The following is a 22,269-nucleotide window of genomic DNA, read 5'->3' as shown; positions in this document are numbered from 1 at the left end:
CGGAGGAAGGAATCAAATTATGTACAAGCACACTTTATGTTTCATAAAAAGAAATGAAGAGATACTTATGCTAAATAGAAAATATGACCCTGTAAAAGGGTTATGGAATGGTGTAGGAGGAAAGATAGAAAAGGGAGAAACACCTTTAGAAAATGCAATTCGTGAAATAAAAGAAGAGACTAATATAAAAGTTACGCATGATCAAATTCAATTTAAAGGCATCATTAAATGGGAGGATTCTTCATATTCTGGCGGAATGTATGTTTATCTAGTAGAGTTACTTCATGAATTTATATATCACACTCCAAAAAAAGTCTCAGAAGGAATTCTAGATTGGAAAGAGATTTCTTGGATTCTTAGTGATTATAATTACGGCGTAGGAGAGATGATACCTAAATTTTTAGTTGAAGTGCTCCACAATGAATTCATATTAGAGCATAATTTTATTTTATCTAATCATAAATTAATAGATTATAGGAATAAAGAATTAGCTAAGCAGGACAACTCTATAGATAATATAATTCCATTATAAAAAGTAAGAATCTTAATCTATCATACACAGCAAAATAATTATCACCTAAATATAAAAGCCATAGATTATTCGAAGAGTAGCTAAGGAGAAAATTTATATGAGGATGAGTGTGATGAAGAAAATAAGTACTTTACTTATAGGTATCGTTCTAATTACTATTGCTTTTTATCAATACAACAAAAAAGAAGGTTTAGCTAAAAATGATAAGGTGTATGTAGAAGACTTTAAAGGTAAAAATGATTCAAACAAAATACAATCTGCTATTAATAAAGCAGAATCTAGTAAAATTAAAACAGTATTGCTTGATGATAAGAAGTATAAAATCACGTCACCAATCGTAGTGAAACAGGGTGTAAAGTTATTATTTGGTTATGGAACACAATTTGTTGTTGAAGGTAATTTTAGAGTTCTAGAATTAGAAAAAAACGCTTCTATTGAAGGAGCTTATATAGCTATAGATGATCCTACATTTAATTCTGAAGTTATATATTTAGACGGAAAAAATAAGTATTATAACACTTGGCACAAAACAAAAATAAAAGATATAAATATTATCAATTGGACAGAAACGAATAAAGGTACCGGCATTTCTTTGTATTCTGGTGGGAAGGAAAATGAAATTTCATTTATTAATTTTGAAAATATAAAAGTTGTAGGAATGGAAACTGGGGTGAAATTAGTAGCAAAGAAACCACAATCTGGACATGCATGGATAAATGCCAACCGTTTTATGAACTTCTCTCTCGAAGATTGTGTAAATATGATTTATATGGATAGTAATGTAACAACGCTAAATGAAATTAGTGGTAACCTATTTACAAACCTTCAAATACAACCTACAAATAAAACGAAAAGTATTGCAAAGGTAAGTGGACAGCATAACGAGTTCCATGGAATGGTGTGGGATTTACAGAAAATCAATCATGCAAACGAACTCGTTGAACTAACTGATAAGAGTATGAATACAGTGATTGAAATGTCCAGTGTACCAGCAAATAGAATTTTAGATAGCGGGAAATCAAATATAGTGAGATAAGTTTATAAATAGAAAAAGAGCGAATTTCTTATAAGAGAGTTCGCTCTTTTTCTATTTATAATCAAATTTCTCTCCACCAAGCTGTTGAAGGATAGTTTGCAGATTTTAACGTAATAGATTCGCCAATTTGAGGTGTTGTAATTTTAACTCCTAAACGGTTAGCTTCTTTCGTAACACGCTCTACCGGGTCACTCCATTCATGTAATGCTAATGTAAAAGCACCCCAATGAATCGGAAGAAGTAATTCTCCTTGTACATCAATATGAGCTTGTACAGTTTCTTCAGGCAACATATGAATCGCAGACCACCTCGGATCATATTGTCCGCATTCCATCAATGTAAGATCGAATGGACCATATTTATCACCAATCTCCTTAAAGTGAGGGGAATAACCGCTATCACCACTAAAGAAAATTTTAGTCTCTTGACCAAGAATAAGCCATGAACACCATAACGAACAATCTCTATCTGTCATACTTCGTCCAGAGAAATGCCTTGCAGGAGCACATACTAACTTAATATTATCAAACGTAATTTCGTCCCACCAATTATGCTCACTAATTTTACTAGGTGAAACACCCCATTTAATAAGATATTGTGCAACTCCAGTTGGAACATAAAAGTGTTTTGCGCGATCTTTTAACTGCATAATACTTTTATAATTTAAATGATCATAGTGATTATGAGAAATGATAATCGCATCAATTTCTTGAAGGTCTTCACGTTCTAAAGAAAAGGTACCGCTATAACGTTTACTATTAAACAGAGGAAATGGGGAAGAAGCATCTCCAAACATCGGGTCTAATAACAATTTTTTACCTGCTATTTTTAAAAGAGAAGCAGAATGACCAAACCATGTCAAACTCTCTAAAGATTCATTATCTTTATTTGATAAAACAATCGGTAAATTCTTTATAGGACGCAGCTTTGTCTTCGTTTTTAAGTAATCAGTCATTAAACCTATAATATCTTTCGGTTTAAAACTTACATCAGTATGAATTTGATTTATAAATTTCTTTTTCATTCGTTCTCCTTTTTACGTTTAACAATATACGTATGTTGTTATTGTAGCTATCTGCAGTTTAAACGAAATCATTTTACCTTTCACCTTAAATACAGTACATTTCATAAATTTGTCAAATTCATTATTTGTGTATATAAAATGTAAATCCTACAGCAGCAGATAAAAGGAATATGAAGTAAATGTAAATTGTTTTAATTTAGTAAAGTTCTTCTTATAAGCAACAAAGAACATATGTTTCGTTATATGTTATAGAAGAAAATATGTCTCTAATTATTAAAGGGAAGGAGAGGATGTAAGTGCAAATAGAGAGAAAAAAGAAATCAAAATGTAAACTATCAAAACCTGAAATCATTCATCTGTATGCGGAAGGGAAGGGTACCTCAGAAATCGCTATGCTTGCTAACGTATCTGCAAGGTATATTCGTATGGTTCTATCAGACAGCAACGTGCCAAGGCGCGCTATAGGGAGCTGGAAGAGAAAGTATGACATAACAGAAGATTATTTTAAAACGTGGTCAAATAATATGGCTTATATATTAGGATTTATAGCAGCAGATGGTGTCATACAAAAAGAAAATCAATGTGTGAGTATATCTCAAAAAGAAAGTTACATTTTAGAAGATATAAAACAAGAACTAAACACCAGCCAGCCACTGTATCAAAATAAAAAAACAGGCGTATATATGCTAAATATTAATAGCAAAACAATAAAAGACGACCTTATGAACATACACGGAATTAATCCATGTAAATCTTTTAACATCGAATTTCCATACGTGCCAGAAGAACATTTACATCATTTTGTTCGTGGGTATTTTGATGGGGACGGTCATGTGAACTCCCATAAATATTTCGTTAGCTTTGTTGGAGGATCATATAATTTTATGAATTCTTTTAAAGGTATCCTTGAGGATAATAAATTCCGATTGAGTTTTGTTGACAAAGAAAAACAATATCGTATATATCTAAGTGGTAAAAATAATGTTAATAAATTTTCACGGTGGATTTATAAAGATAAAGGTTTGTATTTAAAGCGTAAATACAATATTTTTCAAGAAAAAGAATAATTGTAATGATAATCGAATAATACGCGAGCAAGTTCAATTAAAAAATTTAAATTCACGATGAAGTATTAATCGAAATCAAAGTAATTGCTATAGCAAACTAATTATAAATATAGTTTGGTCAATCTAAAAACAACTTGTTTAATTATTAATTCTAAACAAGTTGTTTTTAATTTTGTTAATTTACATTATAGACAAGAAAATAAATTTCAAATTCCACAGCTATCAAATCACACCAATTCAAAAATAATGAACTAATCACTATAATCAATAAAGAAAAGGGGAGTGTAAAACACGAAACTAACATATAATAAGTTTATTACTTTTTACTAGTTGACATAATATATATTATAGGCAGTTATAGAAACAAAGCAATATCAGGTATCAAAATCCAAGTAAACTATACTTAATGAGACGAAACGGAGATTTTTAGTGAGATTTACATAAAATCTTATCTAAACGGATTTCTACAGTTTTTACCGTTTATTTTGCTATACAATCAATCGCAGCAACTCTGAATCAATAATCGATTCAGATTAAACGAATTAAAATCATTTTTGATCAGCGAGAAATTTTTATACAGAAAAATCATTTCTAAACAAAACATAAATTAATAATTTTATTTTATGTTTTACTTTATAAATTTATTGCTATTTACACATGTTTTACAACTTTATATTATTTCTTGTTATTTCTGTTATTTACGCTTGACTTTTATTATTCGTATTATCTTACAGTCTAGTTAACATAACGTTTATTTTTAACATAAAAAAATCTTCCTCACCTTCAGGAAGATTTTTTAGCTTGCTAGTATTTCATTTATATCTTTTTAGTAGCAATCCCAGTTGTAAATAACATTGGAAAAATCTAGATTTAACAAATCTTCTTTTTTAATAAAGAAATTAGCAACACCAGAATCTCCCCACATAATATTTAATGAATCATCTGTATCGATTTGCAGCAATAACATGTCATGTTGCTGGTATTTTTCTTCCCATTCTCTTGGATCTGTCTGTGTGAAAAATGGATAACCACCAATTTTATGTCCGAAATCTTTACATAAATCATCATACAGTTCGCCTAATTCTGTATTATTTTCTTCATCAACAATTTCTTCCCAATCAATATCCTCACTAAACATCTTTTCAAATCGATAATCTCTAGATGTTATGGGTTGATAATCTAATTCAAATTGTAATTTCGCTGCTTCAGGTATGATAAAATCCTCTAATTCTAAAGTGTTTAAATAACTAAAATCAGTAATAACCTTATTTAAATCTTTTATAATTGTAGAATGATAAATAATTCGAAAGTCTTTTTGGATTGTTGGATAATCAAAATCTGCTCCATAAAGCTCATCATCTGCACTTACGAAAAACTGTAACATTCCCTCTTGAGGCATATGTTCAACATGTGGCATTTCTTCAAAGTTTAACTGCGCAAGTAACATCATAGGTTGTCCATTTGAATCTCTAGGATGCTCTTGATCTATAGGTAAATACGGATAACCACCAAACTTACTCTCAAAAAGAGTTGTCTCAGCCAATATTCCAGACACTTTAACAAACGGTTTTACACTTTCTTCTAAAATAGTACGATACTGCTCTAGTTCTTTCGGAATTTGAAGTTGATACGTATTCTTCATTACATTTGCCTCCCTTTCATAATGAATTGAAAATGCCTTACTTAATTATATAGCAAGAGATGGATTCTTTGAAAATTGTTAAAAGTCCGTTTTCACCCTTGTTTTTTGCGCACTTGGTGGACAAAGTAGATTATGTTCTAATACCTTTTTATTAATAGTTCGAATTAAATCCGCTGCTTCTGCAGTATTTGTATTTTCTTTTAGCTTTTCTTTTAAATTATCAATTTCCTTTGAAAGCTCAATCCACCTAGGTAAAACATGATTATTCTTTAACGTTCTATAAAGTTGCTTTTCAGGATTGTACGAAAGGTCGTTATCTAAATTAAGAGGCTTGCCTTTACCAGGCATATTATCAAAAGACCCTTTCTTTTCTGCTTCCTTCACGATAGAACTAATATGATCCTCATACGTATAGGACCAAACTTTCTCATCTTTTACTAAAATCTCTTGCTTTTTTAGTTTTTTATCTAGTTCTTCTTGATTCATAGAATCTCTCCTCTTTATATTTTATAGTAGCGTTTTTGTACGTTTCAATGCTTTCAACCCATCAAATAACTTTTCTCGCCACCAAACACCGTCATGGCCGCCTTGAAACTCTTCACAAGTAATTTGGTATTCTTTTTCTTTTAAAGCTTTATATAGGCGTCTATTAGCCGTTAAAAGAGGTTTGTTTTCAAGTTCGCCTGCTGCTAAATAAAATTGAGGCTGTGTCGCATTTGAATCTATAGATGAAATTTGATTTTCAATCCAAGGAATTTGATTTTCATATCCATTCTTTTTCCAATGTACAGATCCAGACATAGACAACACGTTCCCGAAAATGTGTGGATTTTGAAGCGCTGCATAACAAGCTGCTAGGCCACCAAGACTGAAACCGGCAATTGTTATATGTTTTACTTCTTGATGCACACGATACTTCGCCTGAATCCACGGAAGTAATTCCTCTGTTAAAAATGCATTCATTCTATCATTGTAAGTTAGCTCTACTAATCGATCGACAGGATCTATAGCAACAGCGATACAAGATGGGATTTCTTTTTCGTAAATTAAATAATTAAGTGTTTTTGTGATTGAAAGGTCATTAATGAATGAATTCCCATCAAATACAATGAGAAGTTCTTGAAGATGTGAAGTGCGAGAATAATCATGAGGCGTATAAATATAAATTTTACGTGTGTTATTTAAAATCGAACTATAAAAAGAATATGTTTCAATCTTTCCGGATGGATAATCATTTGAAGGAAAACGACTGCTATACTGCACTTCCATACCTATTTTTAACATAGACGCTTTATTGGCACCTTCTCCAAATATATTTTCATTGAATTGATCTAGTTGGTACTGTTCACTACGCTTTATCCAATCATTTTCGAAAAAATCATTTACTGTAAAATAATAAGTTGAAATAAAACTCTTATCCGTCCTAAACGTTACATACCAAATATCTGTCTGTAACAACCGTTGTAGTTGATTTACAGACAGATCCCAACCAGGAAAACTACCGAATATATAAACATTTTCAGTTTTTCGATCCCCTAACCATATATACGTTATAAGCTTATACTGATTATCTGCAGGGCATTGTTCTATTAGTGGCGTGTGATTTGACTTTATTTCATGCAAAAAAGTATAAAGAGCTTTTTCGTTTCCATTCTTTAATTGATTTTTAAGCTTCTCTAACTTAGGACTGATTATTGTAGTCACCTCTCTTTCTCCTTTGTAGTATTCTATATGTAGTTTTTTCATTAGAATCCCTATATAAAAGTAGTCGTAAGTTATTTGTTTAGCGAAGTTATTTATTAGAAAAATAATCAATTGCCTGAATAGAAAGTTCTAATGATTTTATTCTTCTTTCTAAAAGTGTTCTTTGAGGACTCCCAAGCTTTGACTTAACATAAATCTTTTCAATTGATGGAAGCAAACCAATTAGAACATTTCGAGCGTCTGCTAAATCCTCTTGCGTGTAATGATGGGTTTCTTGATTCCAAATACTTTCTAACATAGCTAAGCCGATACTAGCTGCTTTGAGTCTTTTTTTCACTAAAGTAGTGTTTGAGCCTTTTTGAGTCATCTGTGATAAGGCATTTTCTAGTTTACGGATTGTTGACTGTAAAGATTTAATTGATTCTACTTTATCTACATTTGATACGTTTTCCATATTAAACCTGTCCCTTCCTTGTTTCTAAATTAGTTTTCTTGATATTTGATAATACCATTTAGAAGCGAATTTTACTCGAAGTATTTGAGTGGACATGAATTTAAAGGGAAACAGCTAACAAACCTCTCTCTCCTCCCTCACACCTATTCTATATGTACTTCTTTTTTCTCGTTAAAATACCTACATGGATAAGTTGTAAATATTGTATATTTTATGAACAAAAAACGTACAAGCAGCATCACTTGTACGTTTTAATTTTTATTCAGTAAGATAATAAAGTAATAGCTTACGGGTCTTTTCATAATTCATGAAATCTCTATATAAAATGGGATACTTCATAATCTCTGTTTCTAGAAAACAATATTGTGGAAACCATTCAAAAAACGATTTCCTTAGCCATTTTATTTGATTAAACACAATCTCCTGTTCATTATTATTAAGCACGTAACTTAAAGTACCTGCTGTATGCATCCAATAATAATTTAAATCAGCGCTTATACAATCATCTTCTGTAAACATAGTATTAAAATCTTTTCGTATTTTTCGAATGTCACAATTCGGAAACGGTTTATAAAGTGGACTATGCATTTTCTGCAATTCCTTAAAAATAATTTGTTTTCCTAACTTCAACTTTCCACCCCTTTACTTCTCTATCCAACTTAATAATTTTTCATAATGATATTGAGCATCTGTATAACCAAGATTATATAAATTAACGAGCTTTTCTTTACTTCTTTCTATTCCGCTTATTGGAAGCTGTACGCTAGGCTGAATAATATAAAAGTTGTCTTTTTGTTTTATTTGATGCATATAAGATATCGTCTCATTATAAAAACGATAATGTTCTACTAAAGATTGTGCGATATTCGGATATTTCCTATATAAAATTTTAGCTAGGCCTGAAAATTTATTACGTTGCTTCTCATATCCTTCTGGTTTTGTCATAATTACAACGTTCTTTTCATAACCATCAGTTTGCGCTTTTAACACCGGTATAGGATCTATAATCCCTCCATCTAGTAATTTGCGATTATCATATTCTACAGCAGGCGCTATAAACGGCACTGAGCTAGATGCACGAATGATTTTTAAAATGTCATTTCCGTGTTCTGCTTTATTATAATAAATAGCTTGTCCCGATTCGCAATCAGTCGTCCCTATAACAAACTGTTCATTTGAGTTTAAGAAAGTTTGAAAATCAAATGGGACAATTTTATTAGGTACTTCATCAAATAAAAAGTCCATTCCGAATAATTCGCGTTTTCGAATTAAATTTCGATAAGATATATACCTATGATCTGCAACTAGCTCTGTATTTACTTTTTTATTTCTCCCTTTTTGCCGTGATAAATAAGTTGCTCCCATACAAGCTCCAGCGGATACGCCGACTACGTAAGGAAAAAATAAGTTCTTTTCCATAAAATATTCGAGTACGCCTGCCGTATATAAACCTTTCATTCCTCCGCCTTCTAATACTAAACCGATATTTTTCATGCTATATCCCTCTGCTTCTTTTTTCTTACTTTTATATTAGCATAAGATATTAAGATGAGGTTATATAAAAGGATTACAACAATAGCCAGAAACTACTAATGTAATATCATAACTTCACACCGAGTTGCATGGTACAATATAAGTAACACATTCCACAAATAATGGAGGAGGAATTTCCTATGGGTTTATTTAGCGGTATTTTAGGAAATGCATCAAATGCGAGTACAGAAAGTGTAGAACGTGATTTAGAGAAGATTATGTTAGACGATGAGAAAGTTGAACATGCTTATAAATTAATTCGTGATTTAATCGTATTTACAAATCGTCGTCTTATTTTAGTAGATAAACAAGGAATATCAGGTAAAAAAACAGAATACCATTCTATCCCTTATAAAAGTATTACACAATTTAGCATTGAAACAGCTGGGCATTTTGATTTGGATGCTGAACTTAAAATTTGGGTATCTAGTTTGAGCGCCCCAATTACGAAAGAATTTAAAGGTGACGATAGTGTTTTAAGCATTCAAAAAGCGTTAGTAACATATACGACAAAATAACGTCTTTCTGTATGTTTATTCATTTCTGAAATTACTAACCCGATTATTTTGGAAGAATATTCATCAGTTTTGTATATTTAATCTAAAATAACAGAAAAAGGTAAAGCGTATTTTAAATGCTTTACCTTTCTTTTTTGTAATAAATAAGTGTAGTTTTATCATTTAATTTCTTTATTACTTCTGTTCTTTTATACCCCATCTTTTCGTATAGAAAACAATTTCTTTCTTCTTCTAAAATCGTAGCAAGTTCAAAACTTTGTGCTTCTGGAAACATCTCTTCAATTAAAATAAGTACCTGCTGAGCAATTCCTTTCCCTTGATAGACTGGATGAATAAACATTGGACTAATCCAAAATTTATAAGGTAGTTCTTTTTGGGATATACATATCGCTCCAACAAGGTTAGAATCTATTATCATTTTATAATAGTTACTGCTGGGATTATTTATCCTCAAAATCGTTTTTTCAATAGATTCATTTGCTGGGTTTGTTTCGTAGTCTTTATATTTATGTAATAAAGGGCTAAATGAGTCTATTTGCATCTGAAATATAACTTCTGCGTCGGTTTCTTTCGCTTTCTCTAAATGCATCTCCATGTTACCAATTTAGTCGCTTTCTTAATGAAGTTATATGAGCTGTATGATGACGTCCGTGCCATGCATATAGTCCAATTGCAGCAGCAAGTTTTGTTTCACCAGTATCTGGATGGTTAAATGTCTTTTCTAGATCTTCAAGTTCTAAAGAATATAAAAGGTTAACCCATCTTTTATGTAATGACTCTAACATTACTAGTGAAACATCTACTGGTAATTTAGAATCAGGTAATTCTGCCCACTTCTCTTCTTTATATGGTTTAATCGTTGGATTCTTTTCTGTTAGTGCTAATTTAAAACGTATGTAGCTATTCATATGGCTGTCAACAACGTGATGGACTACTTGACGAACTGTCCATCCACCAACGCGGTACGGTGTGTCTAACTGCTTCTGATCTAAATCTTTGATAGCCTTCGTTAGTTCATTAGGTAAATCTTCAATTTCTTGAATCCATGTATCTATCATTTCTTCCGTTATAGGACGTTTGTATGTAAATTGTCCAATTGGATAACGTAAATCATTCATGAATAAATCCCCCTTCTTATAAGCGCGAAGTATTTCTCCAAATATAATGTACAAAATTCACCTGTTCCCCATTCAATTGTACAGATGTTGTATCTGCTTCGTTTTGATAAGAAGAAAACCCGCTTTTTTCTAGTACAATTTGTGATGCAAGATTATTAGAAGTTGTTTTAGCATGAACCTCATTAATTTCATTATTTTTTGCTACGTCTAAAATTAATTTTACGGCTGCAGTTGCAACTCCTTTTTTAGTAAATTTTTCTCCGACCCGATAACCTAACGAACTGATTCGAGTCTCCGAATCTATATCTACTAAATTTATTCTCCCTACAATTTCATTTTCTTCGTTACGAATTAAATAAAAATAAGATTCTCCATCCGCCTGTTCTATTAATAAATTATCTAGTAGTTTTTGGAAATATTCAAAATCAAAATATTGCGAGCCACGATTAGGTACCATTGTTTCAAAAAAAGACTTATTCGTAAGTTCAAACGTAAATAAATCCTTAGCATCGTGTTTCTTTAATTGTTCTATGTATATTTTCATCTCGATTACCCCTCCTATATCTACTAACTGCTATATATTCGTTTTTAATCAACTACTTTCCTGCTATTTCTTTTGTTTTAGTAACACAGCAAGTAGTACTTTTGGATGAAATAGGTGAAATGGACTACGAATTAAATTCATCACTCGTACTAACCGAATATAAACATCAGAATTACTTGCGGATAGTCGATATATTTGTTTTGTATACCATAGCTGAAATTTTTGTTTTGTAGTTAATGCTGTCTGTAGCTCCGGGTGACGCGATATTTCCGTTGTTGTCATATCCCAAGGGGTTTCTATTATAGTAGCTGCCTTTTTATAAAATTGTTGTGTAAATGTTTTATCAAGTTGTTTTCTACCTTGCAGAAGTAATTGCAACTGGTGAGCTTCCATAGCAGCAACGGAAACACCTTGACCGAAAACAGGATCAAAACGACAGTGTGCATCTCCAACTACTAACAATCTTTCGGGTAGATTATCCACTAAATCAAATCGCCTACGTACTTGATATGGAATTTTGTACGTTTTGGTATGTGAAATGGCTTCAGCTTTATTTAGAAAATCAGTAACATTAGAGATTGATAGGTTTTCAGCAAAATTATAAAATTCTTCATCTGTTTGTGGTGCTTTTTTATTTGCATATCCACTGAAAGTAACAAAATAACGATTATCCTCAATCGTTTGAATAAGAACGCCATACGGATTGTCAGGGAAACTTGGAGACATTAGCGTATTACAGTAATCTAATTTCTCATTTTCTTTAAGTTTAAACATTCTAGTTGTGTAAAATAAATCAATACGTGCTTTCTCTTCCTGCACTTCGATATTACATTCGCGTAACCATGCTATACTTTTTGAACCGAATCCACTTGCATCAACAACAATATCTGCATGTATTTCTTCTTGTGTGTCTGTCTCTAAACATTTCACTTTTACACCACATACTTTGTTAGCTTTTCTGTCTACTATTAACCCTTCCACTAGTGTTTTAAATTTACTAGTGATATTTGAAATTTGATGTATTCGTTTTTGAATATGCCATTCTAGCAAAGGACGACTTTGTTGAATCATATGTACTTCCCCTATGAACGGCTGTTTCCATAAACCAAATTGATGCCATTTTAAATCACGAGTAAAGTTATGTACGACACTACCTGCTTCTATTAATTCATTCGTAATATTAGGAAACAATTCCTCAATGGCGTTTTCTCCACCTTTTAATAACACATGAGGATGATTACTTTGTGGGACTCTTTTTCTCGAAGACTTTCCATCCCATCTTTCACCGGCTTCTATAATGATTACTTCTTTAAAAGCAGTTGATAATGCTTTTGCTGCGAGCTTTCCTGCGATACTTCCGCCAATAACGATAGCTTTATTAAACATATTTTCCTCCTTAATAAAAAGAGATCCTGTCTTTTATGAATGAAACAGGATCTTAAACTAATTAATTTCTTTACTATTATAATTAAAACACATGAGTATATTGCAACGTTATAATTAAAATACCTAATCCCCATACGTAATACGCAAATACTTTTAAAGAGTGACGTTTTAAGTATTGAATCATCCATGAAACAGCTATGTAACCAAAAAATGCTGCTGATAAAGTTCCGACAATTAAAGATGTACTAGAAATAGATTCTGCTTTCCCTTGAAAAACATCTGCAAATTGCAAAATAATAGCTCCGACAATGGCTGGTGTTGATAATAAAAAAGAAAAGTAAGCAGCAGTTTCGCGGTCTAACTTTCTCCATAATGCAGCGACGATTGTCATTCCAGAACGAGAAATTGCCGGAAAAATAGCAGCCGCTTGAAATGAACCAATGATAAATGCATCTTTATATGTAATGTTGACCATTTTTTTACGGCCATTCTTTTGTTTATCCGCCATGTAGAGAAAGAATCCTGTCACTAAAAACTCCCAACCAATCGTAATACCTGTTTTTGAAATATCCTCAAAAAAGTCTTTAAATAACAATCCGATTACAACTGCGGGTATCGTCCCGACAATAAGTAGTAGCATTAGTTTTGAAAATGGATTTTTAATTAAATATATAAATTCTTTTTTGTAATAAATAAACACAGCAAGTAAAGTCCCAATGTGCAGCATCGTATCTAAAAACAATCCTGCTTCATCTAATTGAAACAAATGCCTTCCTAAATAAAGATGACCTGTACTACTTATCGGTAAAAACTCTGTTAAACCTTGTATGATCCCTAATATAAAAGCTTCTAACCAATTCATGATGGTCCCCTTTCTTGTTTGCTTGTACCAATATATGAAGGTTAAATTTTCGATATGAAAAAAACTATATTTCTCTATGAATTTCCTTTTAATTAATGGATATATATGTAAAAAGGGATGAGGAGGCTTACTATGCGGAAACATACGAAATTCGGCAATGTATTACTGTGGGTAGGACCTATCCTCGTGTTTGTAGGGTTATGTATGACAAATGTTATTTCTGATATTCCTTTCTTTTTTGGAAAACATAAAACAATTGGAATTGTACTTATATGTATAGGTGTAGTTTGTTTTATTGCTGCTAATCATTTAAAAAAAGGAGGCAAATATGAGGAATAATTCTAAATAAAGAACAATCCCAGTATATGTACTAGGATTGTTTTTTATTACTTATTTATAGAATACTTTATCAACGTTATATTTTGCTTTGTATTCATTAATGATATATGTTTCGTAAATTTCTCTTTCTGTTGGATCTTCTACGATACATGCATCAATGCGGTATACTTCGTCACGGTGATTTTTAATTGGCGAAACGTTATCTTCGAAATGCTTCTTAATACGTTGTCTAATTTTACGAGCTTTACCTACGAAAAGAAGTTCGTCATTAATATTGTAAAACATAAAAATGCCGCCTTTATCTCGTGGGAACAAGTGGAAATCGATAAAACCATTGATTGGCGTAATTCTTGGCTCGTCTCCTCTAATAACTTGTTTACGTTCAGTAATTGTAACATCAACTTCAGGGATACTAATTTTAATCAAGTTCATTCACGTCCTCTTTTATTATAAAGGTAAATAATAGCATACATATGTAAGAAAAGCTACGTTCAGAGGCATTTTTCATTTTATAATTTAAATATTATAGGGGCATCATGTAAACTCTTCTTCCAAATCATATGATCACTTGATTCTCCCCAATAATCCTTCAGTACATAACTAGGCTCTCCAAACTTCTTCGTCCATATACTTTGCGCTTTTTTGTATCCACTATCTAAACAGTACTCTGTTATACCTTTGCTAAGTAACGTAAGAAATATTGCATTTAGTAGTAAACTCCCGATACCCTTTTTTTGATACTCCGGCAGTATAAAAACAGTTCCTATTTCATACAAATCCTTAAGTACACCGCCTGTACAACTATTAATTAATGTACTTGCTGGACCAACTTCGATTGTACCAATGATTTTATCGTTATTTGTATCTATTGCTAATAAAAAGTAACGTTTTTCTCCATTACTATCAAAATCTGTTTTTAAATATTGCTTTTTCGTGTTAATTTCATTTTCTATGTCATCCGATAATTGTGATAAACCTTCGTCTTTAAAGGTATTCGTAATAACTATACGAAAAAATGAGTGAAGTTCCTCTAAATCATCCGAATTCGGTCTCCTAATTTCAACGTTATACATGTTTTAAATCTCCATTCTATGCAATTGTTAAAACAATACTTTATATAACCTATTCAACAATATTCTACAAAGCCCTGCATAGATCCAGCAGTATAGAAAGCTCAGTATAAATATTGATAAAATAATTTTTATATCCATAGTTGTATGAATAGTAGGACCAAGCACAGGAAAGCGAAAAATATCTAGAACAATCGTAATTCCTATAAGTAGACAAATCGCAGAAAAGGAAATTACCCAAATTCTCCTCTTGAATTGTATAAAGGAAAGCCCTAAGGCTATACCTAATAAGCCTGTAGTAAATGGAAAAACAATTAGTTCACTTGGCTCAATAATAAATAATAGGAGGATAGTAAGGAGATAAGAAAGTACTCCCTCACGAATAGAGTAGCAAATAGCCAAAAAAATTGGTAACGTCGCAAAAGGGCTAATAAATAACCCTATACCAGGAATTAAGTTACCTGCTGCTTGAAACATGGTGGCCAAAGCACTCATTAAAGCGGTAATGACTACTTTATTTGCTAGGGATAATTTTCTTTTATGAACAAAGTCCCCATTATTCTCTATCATAAGTTGACACCAATAACGTACAAATCGATTCATCAAAATACCCCCTAAAGATATCTCATTCATCACTTTCTATCTTATTCATACGCTAGTGGTTTATGAGCTGCTTTCTACTTGTTATGAGTTACTATACAATAAAAGGCTTTTAGGGGGAGAACTTGTACGTTTTAAAACAAAGGGAATTCCTTGTATGATTAAACTACGAGTGTATATCGTATTAAGGGATAATTTCAAAAATGGTACCTTTGTTAAAATCAGTTACTTTCATAGAACCGTAAACTCCTAAATATAACCTAGTTTGATCCAAATTTGTTCCTAAACTCATATAATAAGCTGCTTGCGTACCAAAATCATAATCAGTTTCAATAACATGAAAACCAGTATGTTTACCATCTGTACCTGCTTTAGTATATGCTAATACACCTTTAACTGGCGGCCGAGACTCTTCTTTTCTAGCAAGGTCGGTAAACACAACGCTACCATTTAAATTCGGGATTGCAGTTCCCATATATGGCTGAACTCCTGTTAGAGAAGTCCCGCCAAACTTATCTGGTCTCGGGTCTTTATGAAAATAACTAATGAGTGGCTGAATTCGCTTCGTTGATGTTTCTATTGTTTCATTATAATAAACCATTGTTCTCTCATCCAAAGTAGGATTTTCAGAACAGTGTTTTATAAAAGAAGTAGGCAATTCTCCTTCCCATCCTCTCCAACCAAAATTAATAAATCCATCTTGATTTGAAGTGAGTCTCATTACATGTATTTGAACAAGTTCGGTAACCGGTATTGGTTTATATTGAACAAATGAAAAAATAGACTCTACAATATCCTGTCCGACATTACCTACATATTTAATATACTGATTATAAAACCTTTGGAATGAAATACCGGTTATATTACGAATACCTTTCGCAATTACTGTAAGTGTTTCTTGTATAGATAGAGGAAGTTCATTAAAGCGTGTAACGACTGGAGGATTATTTATGAATGTATTTTTACTTACATCGATTTCAATAATTTTACCTGCTATTTCTAAATCATTTTGGCTTAAATTGAACGGATCATAACCCGAGCCACCATCTCCATTTGTAAAAACAAGTTTCCCCGTCTCTGGAGAAAAGTTTAAAGTATTTACCCCATTATGATTAAAAAATGGGCGTTTTATATTAAGTAATGTTCTACGTTTTTGAGGTTGACCGTTTGATTGTAAAATCCATTCTTCGATTGTATCGATATGATCATATTGCGTATCTCTATTTGTCCACTTTAAGTTTAACGTTTTTGGGTCACAAGGATTCGGTTTAAATTGTTCAGAAAGTGCACCTGGCCCTTGGGTTCCAGCGACAGAATAATGAAGATAAAATAAACCGTTTTGATAAAATTGTGGATGAAATGCTAGTCCAAGCAATCCTCGTTCATCATAACCACTACTAGAAACGCCTTCTTCAGATGTACCTAAATTTATAATTCGTTGACGAATATTTAAAAATGTTTTTATGACGCCATCTCCTATGTGAAAAACCTCTCCTAATTGCGTTGCGATAAATAGCTTTTCAGCCGATTCACCTGGAAGAATTGCTGTTTTTATTACAGTGGGTAAATTTATGTTATGAACAATGGGTCGTAAACGAACTTTAACTTTTGTCAATTAACTTTACACCCCTTTATATTCTTTTTAATAGAAGAATATGTTTAGAGTAATCTTATTAGTATCAAATAAGTCGCATTCCTTTTTATTACAATTTTGTATATAATATAATTATAGATAAATTAGGGGGCTACCTTATGACACTATTGCTACAAATCATCTTACCACTTATAGTTGCACTATATTTATTTACCCTCTATTGTAATACAGCTATTGGAAAAGCCGCTTTTCTTTTAGCAGTCATTATTGGAATTTATGGATTAGAGAACATTTTTCAACATGCTCATCTAACAGATCATGTTATTTATCCATATTGGGGCAGTTTAAAGGCAGTTATTATCGTTTTATTAGTCGTATTTCTATTTAAAAAAGGTGGTTTAACAGGAGAAACCTGATTTGTAATACTGTACATATTTTCTAGTTAAATTGCTTTCATTTTACAAAATAAGAAATGTTTATGTGAAAACAAAAAGGAAGGTGTTACATATGTCCATAAATATTATCTCGATAGTATCTATAATAATTTGGATTGTGTTGATTACAGAACTGATAAAACCTTCAAAAGAACAGAATGGACGAAAAATAATAATGTTATTAACTGCTGGTTGCGCATCAACATTTATTTTAACAGTTTCATTTATTCAAAATATCTCGTTTTGGAATTGATAGTGATATAACTAGCAAAAATATGTATACATAAAAAAGATTAGGACCGTACATATTAGACATATCTAAAATGTACGGTCCTTTTGTTTACTAGTGGTCCACTTATAAGTATTACAATTCGAATTTCTTTTTAAGTTTCTTATATTTTCTATACGAACGTCTAACAATGTTTAACATAAAATACGGTATTTTAACAGGGAAAGGCAATTTATAAATGAAAGGCAAATAAAATGTAAAATATGCCTTTTCTAAATCTTTCCACTTACTATCTTCTTTTGTTTTTAAGAAATCATATACATCGACTACATATCCCCTTCCTTTTTCCATCATCACATTTTTCCCGTGAACATCGCAGGGGGTTAATCCTTGTTCTCTTGCATACTCTAAAGCTTGATTGATATCAAGGATCACCTGCTTAGGGATTTTAATCCCTTTATGAACAGCATCGTATAAGGTAATTTCTTTTAACCGTTTCAATACTATGAAATTTTCTCCTTTATAAATAAGCTTTGAATAAGAAGGATGATTTCCGATTCTGCGGTATACTTCTGACTCTTTTTCAATACCTTCTCCTTCTCGCGCGTAAACTTTTACTACCCAATCTTTGTATTCTTTGTGCATGAATACTGCGGCATAATTACCTTTCCCTAAACACTTCCAAAGTCTAGGAATATCTTTAACTACTACAGGTTCGGATTCATCCTCGCTTCTTATGCTTATCTCTTTTAATAATTCATTCTTTATCAATCCCACAAAACAATTTATACTCATCATTTCCACTCCGGTTTTGCTAAAAGTGGGCCTGCCCACATTTTAACGAAAATATACACTAAGCGAATTTTAGCATAAAACTAGTCATCTTTCTTCTTCAAATAAAAAGATGACTCGTTTTATTTGAACTGTTGAATACTTAATATGTATTCCACTATTCAGAGCCAAAAACCATACAATAAAAAAATATTTCTAACTATTTTTATTTTTCCAGGGGTAACTGTATAGAAAAAAACTTGCTACATATGAAGAATAGTAAGTTTTTTAATTGTTCAATTCTTGTTCCACTAACGTCTTTGCTAATACTTTTACTATTTTAATAGTCTTTTGTTTAATTCCCACAATGCTGTTTTGTTGCTATCCCATTTCAAAAACTTTACTGCCTCCTCAAAGCATAACCATTTATAATGTAAGTGTTCTTCAGATAATGAGATGTTTTTGGTAGGTACTTTAACTCCAAAAGAAAATTCTTTTATTACATAAACCTCATCTCCCCAAAGGAATCCTCCAACTACATCCTCTACTGGTAGTGAAGACACAGAATCTAATTGTATATATGGACATTCTCTTGAAATACCAGCTTCTTCAAATGCTTCCCGTTTTGCTGATTCAATAGGAATTTCACCATCTTCCCCACCACCAGCTATTCCTTGCCAATAACCATAATCACTTCGGTTGAAAATCGCATATTGAATAGAGTTATCAATTTTTATATAAGGAAATATTAATACTTGATATGGTGCTCTCATTGCTTAACCTCCTCTCGAAAATAAGCTTTAAACACATATGAATAAAGAGCCGACATCATAATTCTACATTAATAATGCAAGTTTATGGTGTCGGCTCTTTATTTTTAAAGAATTTCATTTTTCATAAACAGTCTTACTCTTAACGGAGAAAAAACTACTTATTTCCTATCGAATTTGCTTAGTGTATTTTTTCATACCCGATGTTATTCAATTGCGCCAGCAACGTCATAATCATTTAAATCTAAATCAATTGGTTGTCCCAGCGCTAACTTAGCAAGTTCTGATCCTAAATATGGACCAGCAGTTAAACCTGAAGCTCCTAATCCGTTCGCAACGAGAATACCGTCGAAGTTAGGAAGTGGTCCGATAACAGGTAAGAATCCTGGAGTAAACGGTCTAAATCCAACTCTCGTCTCAAGCATAGTAGCATCTTCTAAGCCAGGTGCAACTGTTAATGCTTTATGGAATACTTCATGTAAACCACCAGCCGTTACACGGTGATCGAAACCAGTATCATTCTCATGTGTTGCACCAATTACGACATGGCCATTGTCAAATGTTAAAATGTATTGATCATTTGGCGGCATAACAACTGGCATATTTTCTGTTGCTGTATTTTCCATTTGCAAGTGAACAATTTGTCCTTTTTGGAACGTAACTAAGAAATTAATTCCTAAAGGGCTTAAGATTTCGTTCGCCCATGCACCTGCCGTTACAATAACCTTCTCTGCTAAAATTGTTTCATCTTTTACTTTAACTCCCGTAATTTGACTACCTTCACGGACTAATACTGCATTGCCTTTTATAAAAGTTGCACCATGTTTTTTCGCAGCACTTATTAATGCATTACGTAATAACCTTCCATTTACTCGTGCAGCACCACTAACATGAACAGAACTATATTCTTCTGATAATGCTGGGAATAATTTTTTCGTTTCTTCAGCTGATAAACGAGTAATTTCACCAATCTCTGGTGCATCTTCACGGCGCTTATAAGCTCGCTCTTCCATTTGATTTAGTTTTTTCTCATCAGTATGTAAACTAATTGCACCTACACGGTTATAACCTGTATCCGTTTCACCGTCTTCTTCTAATTGCTGAATTAACGAAGAATAGTAACGTGCACCGCCTTTAACGATTTTATACCATGCTTTATTACGACGTTGTGAAAGCCATGGACAGACAATACCTGCTGCTGCATCTGTTGCTTGACCTACTTGTTGACGATCCACGATAGTAACGTTCACGCCAGCCTTAGCAAGATGATAAGCAGTAGACGCTCCTAAAATTCCAGCTCCAACTACAATATACGATTTCATTTCAAACACCTTTTCTCTTTTACTAATTATATAAATATAAGAACATCCCTTAGTATAATGGAAGAAATACTTTTTTCAATGTACTCATCGCAATTAATTGTTGCATCATTGTGACTTTCCTAATCTTATTTTTTCTTTTTGCGGAATAAATCAATTGTTTTATAGCCTTGTGATAGAACCTCAATCATCTTTTCAAAACGTTTTTCACGTGTTTTTTCTTGTTTGACAGAAAACAGATTACGTGCCCAATCTTTTTTGTATCCAGGTGTTAAACTTTGATAAAACTTAAGTTCATTTGGGTGATTAGCTAATAAAGCTTCAACATCTTGAATTCGATCTGCATAATCAGCTACACATTGGCTCATTGCAGGCGTTTTTGTCGCTTTTTTCTTCTCACGCTTTAAACCTACAACAGTAAAGATGTCATCCATACTTACCATTCGCGCAAATTTAATATCGCTTTCTCCCACATATCCATCTTCTCCAACGTTTAATGCTGGAAACATCTCATCACGGTGAATAAACGTACTGTAGCGAGAATTACCCTTTTTCGGATATGCGAAGAATATGTATCCTTTTTCAATTAATAATTCTTTATTACTAATAATATAATTCGTTTGTTTCACCATTTCATCCAGTGTTTCTACAAAAATAAAAATGGCATCGTGTTCTTTTGAAAATACAGTTTCTTTTCCTGTAAAAACTTCGTAATCACTTGGTTCATTAATAACAACCATATTCGTATACTTATTAAGTTTCAATTTATCGATAATTGACATGAAGATCTTCCTTTACATTCAAAATTCATTGTTTATACTTTTTCATACTGTTCTAGTGTATTATATCTATTAAGAAAATCAAACTTTAATAGTTGTTTTAAATTAAATTAATAAAATAGCCGGTTCTTATTCAGAACCGGCTAGCTATTCGCGTTATCATAACTCAATAGCAAATAAAGTATATAAAAGCTCTCTATATTGCTCTTCTGTAATTTCACGTTTCGTTTTTTCACCATGAACTATTTCAGTGAAACTAGTATTGGTTAAAGAGACATGACCAGATTCCGTTAATTTGGCTGCAATTGGTCCTTTATTGAAAATAGATTTCTCATCTTCTATTACTCTTTTTTGAACATCATTCACTACTGCCTCATCAATGATACGATTATAAAAAGCATGACATACTTTCCACTCACCGTTCGTATCTTTTCTTTCTAGAACGTAATTCCCTTTACTCGTATCTTTTCGTCTCACTCGATACGTACCATTTTTAGAAGAAACAGCCTCACCATTAAAAGGTACAGGGACTAGAGGTACTAATGAAGCAATACCTACATCAATTACGTATCGTACGTTATCATAATTTAGAATAATCGTTATATGTCCATTCTCAAGTGCCCATGCGTTTATATCATTTTTATATACGGTACCTAATGCGAGTTGTACATCATAACCACAATCTTTTAAAAAGTAGTACAAAAGCGTATTTAATTCATAACAAAGTCCGCCGCGGGATGTACTTAAAATTTTATTCTGTAAATTTTCCATAGTAATTGTATTTGTGTTATTTACTATAACATCTAAATTCTCAAATGGTATAGTGTGTGCAAATGCAAAGAGAATTGTATTTAATTCTTCAAACTTTACCTCAGTACGATTTGCAAGATTCAATCTTGTAAACAGCTTATGTTGTAGACTTGTCATAGTTAGCACCCCTTAAA

At 32.0% G+C, this 22,269-nt stretch carries 28 protein-coding genes; 7 read left to right on the top strand and 21 right to left on the bottom strand.

The genetic code is table 11. From position 1 onward, the window contains the following. Positions 1-19: 19 nt before the first annotated feature. Together ACTFSI_RS13630 and ACTFSI_RS13625 are read left to right on the top strand one after the other, a co-directional pair. Positions 20-532, top strand: coding sequence for an NUDIX hydrolase (locus ACTFSI_RS13630; protein WP_138321924.1), 513 nt, complete (start codon positions 20-22; stop codon positions 530-532). 97 nt (positions 533-629) lie between these two features. After that, positions 630-1,568 carry a hypothetical protein gene (locus ACTFSI_RS13625; RefSeq protein ID WP_440045430.1) on the top strand — a complete coding sequence of 313 codons (939 nt, stop codon included), beginning with the start codon at positions 630-632 and terminating at the stop codon, positions 1,566-1,568. Between the two features lie 61 nt (positions 1,569-1,629). On the opposite strand, the gene ACTFSI_RS13620 is transcribed toward ACTFSI_RS13625, so the two are convergent. Further along, entirely contained in the window at positions 1,630-2,592 is a 963-nt protein-coding gene (locus tag ACTFSI_RS13620; RefSeq protein ID WP_138321922.1) for an MBL fold metallo-hydrolase, read from the bottom strand. 296 nt (positions 2,593-2,888) lie between these two features. Here ACTFSI_RS13620 and ACTFSI_RS13615 point away from each other — a divergent pair, with 296 nt between their 5' ends. Further along, positions 2,889-3,659 (top strand): LAGLIDADG family homing endonuclease, encoded by a 771-nt coding sequence (locus ACTFSI_RS13615; RefSeq protein WP_138321921.1) that lies wholly within the window; start codon positions 2,889-2,891, stop codon positions 3,657-3,659. Positions 3,660-4,485: 826 nt separating this feature from the next. On the opposite strand, the gene ACTFSI_RS13610 is transcribed toward ACTFSI_RS13615, so the two are convergent. The 6 genes from ACTFSI_RS13610 to ACTFSI_RS13585 all read right to left on the bottom strand — a co-directional run bounded on the left by ACTFSI_RS13610 (position 4,486) and on the right by ACTFSI_RS13585 (position 8,953). Beyond that, positions 4,486-5,301 carry a YwqG family protein gene (locus ACTFSI_RS13610; RefSeq protein WP_138321920.1) on the bottom strand — a complete coding sequence of 272 codons (816 nt, stop codon included), beginning with the start codon at positions 5,299-5,301 and terminating at the stop codon, positions 4,486-4,488. 78 nt (positions 5,302-5,379) lie between these two features. Then, positions 5,380-5,787, bottom strand: coding sequence for a J-domain-containing protein (locus tag ACTFSI_RS13605; RefSeq protein WP_001070920.1), 408 nt, complete (start codon positions 5,785-5,787; stop codon positions 5,380-5,382). A gap of 21 nt (positions 5,788-5,808) precedes the next feature. Continuing rightward, positions 5,809-7,005, bottom strand: a complete 1,197-nt coding sequence (locus ACTFSI_RS13600; RefSeq protein ID WP_320411907.1) for an alpha/beta hydrolase-fold protein — start codon at positions 7,003-7,005, stop codon at positions 5,809-5,811. Between the two features lie 88 nt (positions 7,006-7,093). Next, positions 7,094-7,459 carry a hypothetical protein gene (locus ACTFSI_RS13595; RefSeq protein ID WP_000432682.1) on the bottom strand — a complete coding sequence of 122 codons (366 nt, stop codon included), beginning with the start codon at positions 7,457-7,459 and terminating at the stop codon, positions 7,094-7,096. Between the two features lie 258 nt (positions 7,460-7,717). Further along, a complete protein-coding gene (locus tag ACTFSI_RS13590; protein ID WP_138321918.1) occupies positions 7,718-8,089 on the bottom strand; it encodes a YxiJ-like family protein in 372 nt (123 codons plus the stop codon). Positions 8,090-8,101: 12 nt separating this feature from the next. After that, the gene (locus ACTFSI_RS13585; protein ID WP_070806167.1) at positions 8,102-8,953 is read right to left on the bottom strand and encodes a patatin-like phospholipase family protein; all 852 of its coding nucleotides are present in this window, start codon (positions 8,951-8,953) and stop codon (positions 8,102-8,104) included. Positions 8,954-9,132: 179 nt separating this feature from the next. On the opposite strand from ACTFSI_RS13585, the gene ACTFSI_RS13580 reads away from it, so the two are divergent. After that, a complete protein-coding gene (locus tag ACTFSI_RS13580; RefSeq protein WP_000522462.1) occupies positions 9,133-9,510 on the top strand; it encodes a PH domain-containing protein in 378 nt (125 codons plus the stop codon). Between the two features lie 121 nt (positions 9,511-9,631). Here the strand turns inward: ACTFSI_RS13580 and ACTFSI_RS13575 are convergent, their stop codons facing one another. The 5 genes from ACTFSI_RS13575 to ACTFSI_RS13555 all read right to left on the bottom strand — a co-directional run bounded on the left by ACTFSI_RS13575 (position 9,632) and on the right by ACTFSI_RS13555 (position 13,420). Further along, on the bottom strand, positions 9,632-10,105 hold the full coding sequence (locus ACTFSI_RS13575; RefSeq protein WP_197225414.1) for a GNAT family N-acetyltransferase: 474 nt from the start codon (positions 10,103-10,105) through the stop codon (positions 9,632-9,634). Position 10,106: 1 nt separating this feature from the next. Further along, on the bottom strand, positions 10,107-10,628 hold the full coding sequence (locus tag ACTFSI_RS13570) for a YfiT family bacillithiol transferase (protein WP_000999075.1): 522 nt from the start codon (positions 10,626-10,628) through the stop codon (positions 10,107-10,109). A gap of 16 nt (positions 10,629-10,644) precedes the next feature. Continuing rightward, positions 10,645-11,172 carry a GNAT family N-acetyltransferase gene (locus tag ACTFSI_RS13565; RefSeq protein ID WP_000708334.1) on the bottom strand — a complete coding sequence of 176 codons (528 nt, stop codon included), beginning with the start codon at positions 11,170-11,172 and terminating at the stop codon, positions 10,645-10,647. 63 nt (positions 11,173-11,235) lie between these two features. Continuing rightward, positions 11,236-12,558 (bottom strand): FAD-dependent oxidoreductase, encoded by a 1,323-nt coding sequence (locus ACTFSI_RS13560; protein ID WP_070806169.1) that lies wholly within the window; start codon positions 12,556-12,558, stop codon positions 11,236-11,238. Positions 12,559-12,640: 82 nt separating this feature from the next. Then, positions 12,641-13,420 carry an undecaprenyl-diphosphate phosphatase gene (locus tag ACTFSI_RS13555; protein WP_070806170.1) on the bottom strand — a complete coding sequence of 260 codons (780 nt, stop codon included), beginning with the start codon at positions 13,418-13,420 and terminating at the stop codon, positions 12,641-12,643. 132 nt (positions 13,421-13,552) lie between these two features. Here ACTFSI_RS13555 and ACTFSI_RS13550 point away from each other — a divergent pair, with 132 nt between their 5' ends. Further along, on the top strand, positions 13,553-13,759 hold the full coding sequence (locus ACTFSI_RS13550; RefSeq protein ID WP_070806171.1) for a hypothetical protein: 207 nt from the start codon (positions 13,553-13,555) through the stop codon (positions 13,757-13,759). A gap of 51 nt (positions 13,760-13,810) precedes the next feature. On the opposite strand, the gene ACTFSI_RS13545 is transcribed toward ACTFSI_RS13550, so the two are convergent. The 4 genes from ACTFSI_RS13545 to ACTFSI_RS13530 form a co-directional block, all read right to left on the bottom strand. Next, positions 13,811-14,191 carry a nucleotide excision repair endonuclease gene (locus tag ACTFSI_RS13545; RefSeq protein ID WP_001048949.1) on the bottom strand — a complete coding sequence of 127 codons (381 nt, stop codon included), beginning with the start codon at positions 14,189-14,191 and terminating at the stop codon, positions 13,811-13,813. 77 nt (positions 14,192-14,268) lie between these two features. Next, on the bottom strand, positions 14,269-14,832 hold the full coding sequence (locus ACTFSI_RS13540; RefSeq protein WP_000282935.1) for a GNAT family N-acetyltransferase: 564 nt from the start codon (positions 14,830-14,832) through the stop codon (positions 14,269-14,271). A gap of 27 nt (positions 14,833-14,859) precedes the next feature. Next, positions 14,860-15,432 (bottom strand): hypothetical protein, encoded by a 573-nt coding sequence (locus ACTFSI_RS13535; RefSeq protein WP_001079215.1) that lies wholly within the window; start codon positions 15,430-15,432, stop codon positions 14,860-14,862. A gap of 181 nt (positions 15,433-15,613) precedes the next feature. Beyond that, positions 15,614-17,044 (bottom strand): PQQ-dependent sugar dehydrogenase, encoded by a 1,431-nt coding sequence (locus ACTFSI_RS13530; protein ID WP_440045429.1) that lies wholly within the window; start codon positions 17,042-17,044, stop codon positions 15,614-15,616. Positions 17,045-17,181: 137 nt separating this feature from the next. On the opposite strand from ACTFSI_RS13530, the gene ACTFSI_RS13525 reads away from it, so the two are divergent. Beyond that, positions 17,182-17,439: a hypothetical protein gene (locus ACTFSI_RS13525; protein WP_044792233.1), complete on the top strand. Its 258-nt coding sequence runs from the start codon at positions 17,182-17,184 to the stop codon at positions 17,437-17,439. A gap of 91 nt (positions 17,440-17,530) precedes the next feature. Continuing rightward, positions 17,531-17,710, top strand: coding sequence for a hypothetical protein (locus ACTFSI_RS13520; protein ID WP_000026319.1), 180 nt, complete (start codon positions 17,531-17,533; stop codon positions 17,708-17,710). A gap of 111 nt (positions 17,711-17,821) precedes the next feature. Here ACTFSI_RS13520 and ACTFSI_RS13515 read toward each other — a convergent pair whose 3' ends face one another. From ACTFSI_RS13515 to ACTFSI_RS13495, 5 genes are all read right to left on the bottom strand, one after another. Next, positions 17,822-18,484 carry a serine/threonine protein kinase gene (locus tag ACTFSI_RS13515; RefSeq protein ID WP_440045428.1) on the bottom strand — a complete coding sequence of 221 codons (663 nt, stop codon included), beginning with the start codon at positions 18,482-18,484 and terminating at the stop codon, positions 17,822-17,824. 308 nt (positions 18,485-18,792) lie between these two features. Next, a complete protein-coding gene (locus ACTFSI_RS13510) occupies positions 18,793-19,230 on the bottom strand; it encodes an NUDIX hydrolase (RefSeq protein ID WP_044792231.1) in 438 nt (145 codons plus the stop codon). Between the two features lie 203 nt (positions 19,231-19,433). Then, complete coding sequence (locus ACTFSI_RS13505) at positions 19,434-20,549, bottom strand: NAD(P)/FAD-dependent oxidoreductase (RefSeq protein ID WP_000844373.1); 1,116 nt, start codon at positions 20,547-20,549, stop codon at positions 19,434-19,436. A 125-nt stretch (positions 20,550-20,674) separates the two neighbouring features. After that, positions 20,675-21,328: a YdeI/OmpD-associated family protein gene (locus tag ACTFSI_RS13500; protein ID WP_000022240.1), complete on the bottom strand. Its 654-nt coding sequence runs from the start codon at positions 21,326-21,328 to the stop codon at positions 20,675-20,677. A gap of 156 nt (positions 21,329-21,484) precedes the next feature. Further along, positions 21,485-22,252: an arylamine N-acetyltransferase family protein gene (locus ACTFSI_RS13495; protein ID WP_138321916.1), complete on the bottom strand. Its 768-nt coding sequence runs from the start codon at positions 22,250-22,252 to the stop codon at positions 21,485-21,487. Between the last annotated feature and the right edge of the window lie 17 nt (positions 22,253-22,269).

It is taken from the genome of Bacillus cereus group sp. MYBK101-2 (assembly GCF_051918845.1).
Lineage (GTDB): Bacteria > Bacillota > Bacilli > Bacillales > Bacillaceae_G > Bacillus_A > Bacillus_A paranthracis.
Note: the sequence above shows the minus strand (reverse complement) of the source record. Positions and strands in the feature narration are given on the sequence as shown.

Coding starts and splice junctions, on each gene's coding strand:
- ACTFSI_RS13610 (WP_138321920.1), bottom strand. CDS start 5,301: ATGAAGAATACGTATCAACTTCAAATTCCGAAAGAACTAGAGCAGTAT.
- ACTFSI_RS13550 (WP_070806171.1), top strand. CDS start 13,553: ATGCGGAAACATACGAAATTCGGCAATGTATTACTGTGGGTAGGACCT.
- ACTFSI_RS13540 (WP_000282935.1), bottom strand. CDS start 14,832: ATGTATAACGTTGAAATTAGGAGACCGAATTCGGATGATTTAGAGGAA.
- ACTFSI_RS13545 (WP_001048949.1), bottom strand. CDS start 14,191: ATGAACTTGATTAAAATTAGTATCCCTGAAGTTGATGTTACAATTACT.
- ACTFSI_RS13520 (WP_000026319.1), top strand. CDS start 17,531: ATGTCCATAAATATTATCTCGATAGTATCTATAATAATTTGGATTGTG.
- ACTFSI_RS13560 (WP_070806169.1), bottom strand. CDS start 12,558: ATGTTTAATAAAGCTATCGTTATTGGCGGAAGTATCGCAGGAAAGCTC.
- ACTFSI_RS13625 (WP_440045430.1), top strand. CDS start 630: ATGAGGATGAGTGTGATGAAGAAAATAAGTACTTTACTTATAGGTATC.
- ACTFSI_RS13525 (WP_044792233.1), top strand. CDS start 17,182: ATGACACTATTGCTACAAATCATCTTACCACTTATAGTTGCACTATAT.
- ACTFSI_RS13595 (WP_000432682.1), bottom strand. CDS start 7,459: ATGGAAAACGTATCAAATGTAGATAAAGTAGAATCAATTAAATCTTTA.
- ACTFSI_RS13495 (WP_138321916.1), bottom strand. CDS start 22,252: ATGACAAGTCTACAACATAAGCTGTTTACAAGATTGAATCTTGCAAAT.
- ACTFSI_RS13580 (WP_000522462.1), top strand. CDS start 9,133: ATGGGTTTATTTAGCGGTATTTTAGGAAATGCATCAAATGCGAGTACA.
- ACTFSI_RS13535 (WP_001079215.1), bottom strand. CDS start 15,432: ATGAATCGATTTGTACGTTATTGGTGTCAACTTATGATAGAGAATAAT.
- ACTFSI_RS13515 (WP_440045428.1), bottom strand. CDS start 18,484: ATGATGAGTATAAATTGTTTTGTGGGATTGATAAAGAATGAATTATTA.
- ACTFSI_RS13605 (WP_001070920.1), bottom strand. CDS start 5,787: ATGAATCAAGAAGAACTAGATAAAAAACTAAAAAAGCAAGAGATTTTA.
- ACTFSI_RS13510 (WP_044792231.1), bottom strand. CDS start 19,230: ATGAGAGCACCATATCAAGTATTAATATTTCCTTATATAAAAATTGAT.
- ACTFSI_RS13575 (WP_197225414.1), bottom strand. CDS start 10,105: ATGGAGATGCATTTAGAGAAAGCGAAAGAAACCGACGCAGAAGTTATA.
- ACTFSI_RS13565 (WP_000708334.1), bottom strand. CDS start 11,172: ATGAAAATATACATAGAACAATTAAAGAAACACGATGCTAAGGATTTA.
- ACTFSI_RS13505 (WP_000844373.1), bottom strand. CDS start 20,549: ATGAAATCGTATATTGTAGTTGGAGCTGGAATTTTAGGAGCGTCTACT.
- ACTFSI_RS13500 (WP_000022240.1), bottom strand. CDS start 21,328: ATGTCAATTATCGATAAATTGAAACTTAATAAGTATACGAATATGGTT.
- ACTFSI_RS13570 (WP_000999075.1), bottom strand. CDS start 10,628: ATGAATGATTTACGTTATCCAATTGGACAATTTACATACAAACGTCCT.
- ACTFSI_RS13555 (WP_070806170.1), bottom strand. CDS start 13,420: ATGAATTGGTTAGAAGCTTTTATATTAGGGATCATACAAGGTTTAACA.
- ACTFSI_RS13630 (WP_138321924.1), top strand. CDS start 20: ATGTACAAGCACACTTTATGTTTCATAAAAAGAAATGAAGAGATACTT.
- ACTFSI_RS13585 (WP_070806167.1), bottom strand. CDS start 8,953: ATGAAAAATATCGGTTTAGTATTAGAAGGCGGAGGAATGAAAGGTTTA.
- ACTFSI_RS13620 (WP_138321922.1), bottom strand. CDS start 2,592: ATGAAAAAGAAATTTATAAATCAAATTCATACTGATGTAAGTTTTAAA.